Origin of the sequence: Streptomyces botrytidirepellens, assembly GCF_003721215.1 — a bacterium.
Classification (GTDB): Bacteria; Actinomycetota; Actinomycetes; order Streptomycetales; family Streptomycetaceae; genus Streptomyces; species Streptomyces himastatinicus.
The window spans coordinates 1-5,017 of sequence record NZ_RIBZ01000628.1 but is presented as its reverse complement, the minus strand read 5'-3'; the positions used below and the strand labels follow the sequence as shown (position 1 = coordinate 5,017).

The following is a 5,017-nucleotide window of genomic DNA, read 5'->3' as shown; positions in this document are numbered from 1 at the left end:
GGCGAGGAGCTGCTGGCCGCGGCCCGGACCCGGGTCAGCGAGGCGCAGGCCGAGGCGCAGCGGCTGGTCGAGGAGGCCGAACAGCACGCGGCGGACCTGGTGTCGGCCGCCGAGCAGCACGCCCAGTCCGTACGGGACTCGGTCGCGGGGCTCCACGAGCAGGCCGAGTCGGAGATCACCGGGCTGCGGCAGGCGGCCGAGCACGCGGCGGAGCGCACCCGGACCGACGCCCAGGAGGAGGCCGACCGGGTCCGCGCGGACGCGTACGCGGAGCGGGAGCGCGCCTCCGTCGACGCCTCCCGGGTGCGGCGTGCGGCGCACGAGGAGGCGGAGGCCGCCAAGTCGCTCGCGGAGCGCACGGTCGCGGAGGCGATCGCCGAGGCGGAGCAGCTGGGCGCGCGCTCGCGCGACGACGCCAACCGGCGCCGCTCCGAGGCCGCGGAGCAGGCGGACCGGCTGCTCGGCGAGGCGAACCACGAGGCCGAGCGGCTGCGCGCGGAGGCCAACGCGACGCTGGACGAGGCGCGCAGGAGCGCCAACAAGACCCGCGCGGAGGCCGCCGAGCAGGCCGACACGCTGGTCAGCGGCGCGACGGACGAGGCCCAGCGGATCGTCGCCGAGGCCACCGCGCGGTCGCAGGCACTGCGTACGGAGGCGGCGGACGCGCGGGCGACCGCGGAGCAGGACGCGGCGCGCACCCGGGCGCAGGCCCGCAGCGACGCCAACAACATCCGCTCGGAGGCGGCGGCCCAGGCCGACCGGCTGGTCACCGAGGCGTCGAACGAGGCGGACCGGCTGCTGTCGGAGGCCGGTGCGGAGGCCGAGCGACTGCGCACCGAGGCCGCGGAGACGGTCGGTTCGGCGCAACAGCACGCGCAGCGCACCCGCGCCGAGTCCGAGCGGGTCGCGGCCGACGCGGCGGCCGAGGCGGAGCGCATCCGCACCGAGGCGCAGAACGAGGCCGACCGGCTGGTCGACCAGGCGCGCGAGGACGCCAACAAGCGCCGCTCCGACGCGGCCGAGCAGGCGGACCGGCTGGTCACCGAGTCCGCGGCGGAGGCCGAGCGGCTCACCACGGAGGCCCAGGAGTCCGCGCTCCAGGCGACGGCCGCGGCCGAGGAGCAGGCGGACGTCATGGTGGGCGCCGCCCGCCAGGAGGCCGAGCGGCTGGTGGCCGAGGCCACCGCGCAGGCCAATGGCCTGGTGGAGAAGGCCCGTACGGACTCCGACACGATGCTGGGCGAGGCCCGCGGCGACGCGACGGCCATCCGGGAGCGCGCCGAGGAGCTGCGGGCGACGACCGCGGCCGAGGTGGAGGAGCTGCACGAGCGGGCCCGCCGGGAATCCGCGGAGCAGATGAAGGCGACCGGCGAGCGGGTCGACAAGCTCGTCGCGGCGGCGACCGCGCAGCTGATGAAGGCCGAGGAGAAGGCGAAGTCGCTGGTCTCGGAGGCCGAGACCGAGGCGAGCCGGGTGCGGATCCAGGCGGTGAAGAAGGCCGAGGGGCTGCTGAAGGAGGCCGAGCAGAAGCGGCTCGAGGCCGAGAAGGACGCCGAGCGCACCAAGTCCGAGGCGACGGCGGAGGCGAAGGAGATCGTCGACGAGGGCAAGCGCGAGCTGGAGCTGCTCAAGCGCCGCCGCGAGGACATCAACGCCGAAATCACCCGTGTCCAGGACGTGCTGGAAGCGTTGGAGTCTTTCGAGACCCCCGCGTCGGGCGGCGCGGGCGGCAAGGACAACGGCGGAGTGAAGACGGCGGCGGGAGCGGGAGCGACCCGGTCGAGTGGAAAGCGGTCCGATGGGTAGGGGAACACGGTCCGACGGCTAGTCGCACAGGGCGTGTCGTGTCCGTATCATCCCGACGAGTGACAAGGTCTCCGTCTTACGTCCACTCAAAAGGCTGGACATTCTCCAGATCAAACGGACGTTGACTCGATGACACGCCGTTCGGCCCCCTAGGATTTGCTCTATCACCTCACCGGTCTCTTTCGACAGGAACCCCATGAGCGACACTTCCTCCCCCTTCGGCTTCGAGCTCGTGCGGCGTGGGTACGACCGCGGTCAGGTGGACGACCGCATTACCAAGCTCATCGCCGACCGTGACAGCGCACTGTCCCGCATCACCTCGCTCGAGAAGCGCATCGAGGAGCTGCACCTCGAAACGCAGAACGCTCAGGCCCAGATCAACGACGCGGAGCCGTCCTACGCGGGACTCGGCGCCCGCGTCGAGAAGATCCTCCGCCTCGCCGAGGAAGAGGCGAAGGACCTGCGCGAGGAGGCCCGCCGGGCCGCCGAACAGCACCGCGAGCTGGCCGAGTCCTCCGCCCAGCAGGTCCGCAACGACGCCGAGGCGTTCGCCGCCGACCGCAAGGCCAAGGCCGAGGACGAGGGCGCGCGGATCGTCGAGAAGGCGAAGGGCGAAGCCACCACGCTGCGTCAGGAGGCGCAGAAGGACGCGCAGTCCAAGCGCGAGGAGGCGGACTCCCTCTTCGAGGAGACCCGCGCCAAGGCCGCGCAGGCCGCCGCCGACTTCGAGACGAACCTGGCCAAGCGCCGCGAGCAGTCCGAGCGCGATCTGGCCTCCCGTCAGGCCAAGGCCGAGAAGCGGCTCGCGGAGATCGAGCACCGCGCCGAGCAGCTGCGCCTGGAGGCCGAGAAGCTGCGCACCGACGCCGAGCGCCGGGCCCGTCAGACGGTGGAGACCGCCCAGCGCCAGGCCGAGGACATCGTGGCCGACGCGAACGCCAAGGCGGACCGCATCCGCAGCGAGTCCGAGCGCGAGCTGGCGGCGCTGACCAACCGCCGCGACAGCATCAACGCCCAGCTGACCAACGTCCGCGAGATGCTGGCCACGCTGACCGGCGCCGCAGTGGCCGCCGCCGGGAACCCGGGCGAGGAAGAGGCCGTCAACCGCGGCGTCCCGGCCCAGCAGACCCGGTGACGCTCGGTCACGGCTTAGCGCTCCGTGCCCCGTGCCGCCAGCAGTAGCGGCGCGGGGCACGCGCATGTCGTGCGCCGCTCGGCGCCGGAGGCCGCCCGTCGCGGCGCCCGGCCCTCGCGTAGCCTCGGCAGGGTGGATGACCGCAGGGTGGATGACCGCAGGGTGGATGACCTCAGCCTCGCCGCGCTCGGGTTCGGCGACGTGCCCGCCGAAGCGCCGCTCACCTACCCCGGGCGGCCCGTCACCACGCCCACGCTCCTCACCGGCGGCGAGCTGCACCCCCTCGATCTGACGCTGCTGGAGCGGTACCGGCAGCGGCACCCGGTCATCGCGGTCGGGTCCAACGCCTCCCCCGCCCAGCTGCACCACAAGCTCAGCCGGCCCGGGCACCCCGCCACCGTGCCGATGGTGCCGGTGCTGGTGCACGGCATCGCGGTCGGCTGCTCGGCGCACATCGGGCGGTACGGGTACGTCGCCTCCGCCCCGTACGGCGACGCCGCCGCCCGCACGCCCCTCGTCGTCAGCTGGCTCGACGACGCGCAGCTCGACGCCGTGGACCGCACCGAGGTGCCCAACTACCAGCGGGCCCGGCTGCCCGGGGCGGAGTTCCCGATGGTGCTGCCGTCCGGGGAGCGGCTGGACGCGGCGTACCTCTACGTCAGCACGCACGGCGTGCTCACCGCGCCCGGCGACGGCGGGCGGCCCCTGCCGGGCGGCGGCGACCAGAGTGCGCTGCTGGCCCGGCTGCTCGCCTCCTCCGCGCGGCTGCGGGACCTCCTCGGCCCCGACCCCGCCGCCTGGGTCGGCCGGGCGGGCGCCGACGCGGCGGTGCGGACCGCGGGCACCCGGCTGTTCCACGACGAGGGCTGGGCCCGGCCCCGGGGTCACGATCCGCTCTCAACCCTGCTTTCACGGGAACCGTAATCAGGCCGTTAAGCTCCTAAGTCTCACGGGGGGCGAGGCGCCCCGACCCATTCGCACGAGGGGCGGAGCATGATCGAGGCAGTCGGCCTGACGAAACGCTACGGCGACAAGACAGCCGTGTACAACCTGTCGTTCCAGGTGCGGCCGGGCGCCGTCACGGGCTTCCTGGGGCCGAACGGTTCCGGCAAGTCGACGACGATGCGCATGATCCTCGGGCTCGACGAACCCACCGCGGGACACGTCACGGTCGGCGGCTATCCCTTCCGCAAGCTGCCCAACGCCCCGCGCCAGGTCGGCGCGCTCCTGGACGCCAAGGCCGTGCACGGCGGCCGCAGCGCCCGCCAGCACCTGCTGTGCCTGGCCCAGCTGTCCGGTATCCCGGCCCGCCGGGTGGACGAGGTGCTGGGCGTGGTCGGCCTCCAGAACGTCGCCCGCAAGCGCTCCAAGGGCTTCTCGCTCGGCATGGGCCAGCGCCTGGGCATCGCGGCCGCGCTGCTCGGCGACCCGCAGGTGCTGCTCTTCGACGAGCCGGTCAACGGTCTGGACCCCGAGGGCATCCTGTGGGTCCGCAACCTCATGAAGCAGCTGGCCTCCGAGGGGCGCACGGTCTTCGTCTCCAGCCACCTCATGAGCGAGATGGCGCTCACCGCCGACCAGCTGATCGTGATCGGCCGCGGGCAGCTGCTCGCGGACATGAGCGTCAAGGACTTCATCTCGTACAACTCGGCGGACTTCGCCCGGGTCCGCACCCCCGACGGCGAACCGCAGCAGCGCGAGAAGCTGACCGCCGCGCTGAGCGAGGCCGGGGGCCAGGTGCTGCCGGAGCAGGACGGCGCCCTGCGGGTGACCGGGCTGCCGCTGCCGCGCATCAGCGACCTGGCGCACACGGCGGACGTCCGGCTGTGGGAGCTGTCCCCGCACCAGGCGTCGCTGGAGGAGGCGTACATGCGGATGACGCAGGGCGCCGTGGACTACCGCTCGACGGCCGACCAGCGGGCCGGGCTCCAGCAGGCGGCCGGCGCGTACGGCCCGCAGGGCGGGGCGTACGGCTACGCGCCGGGCGTACCGGGGCAGCCGCCCGGGCCGTACTCGCCCGGGACCGTGATGCCGGGGTACGCCGAGCCGCCCGCCCCGCCGCAGGGCGCCGTTCCG

3 protein-coding genes and 1 pseudogene are annotated in these 5,017 nt (G+C 73.9%); all 4 read left to right on the top strand.

Translation table 11 applies throughout. The features are described 5' to 3' along the window. Positions 1 to 1,806 (top strand): annotated as a pseudogene (locus EEJ42_RS34065) (hypothetical protein); the annotation flags it as partial. Positions 1,807 to 2,002: 196 nt separating this feature from the next. Further along, positions 2,003 to 2,941, top strand: coding sequence for a coiled-coil domain-containing protein (locus EEJ42_RS34060; protein WP_123105948.1), 939 nt, complete (start codon positions 2,003 to 2,005; stop codon positions 2,939 to 2,941). A 132-nt stretch (positions 2,942 to 3,073) separates the two neighbouring features. Next, the gene (locus tag EEJ42_RS34055; RefSeq protein ID WP_246097563.1) at positions 3,074 to 3,865 is read left to right on the top strand and encodes a hypothetical protein; all 792 of its coding nucleotides are present in this window, start codon (positions 3,074 to 3,076) and stop codon (positions 3,863 to 3,865) included. 69 nt (positions 3,866 to 3,934) lie between these two features. Then, a partial coding sequence (locus EEJ42_RS34050) for an ABC transporter ATP-binding protein (RefSeq protein WP_246097562.1) occupies positions 3,935 to 5,017 on the top strand: 1,083 nt, incomplete at its 3' end.

Bases quoted from the DNA above. Each gene is read 5' to 3' on its own strand.
- EEJ42_RS34060 (WP_123105948.1), top strand. From the start codon at position 2,003: ATGAGCGACACTTCCTCCCCCTTCGGCTTCGAGCTCGTGCGGCGTGGG.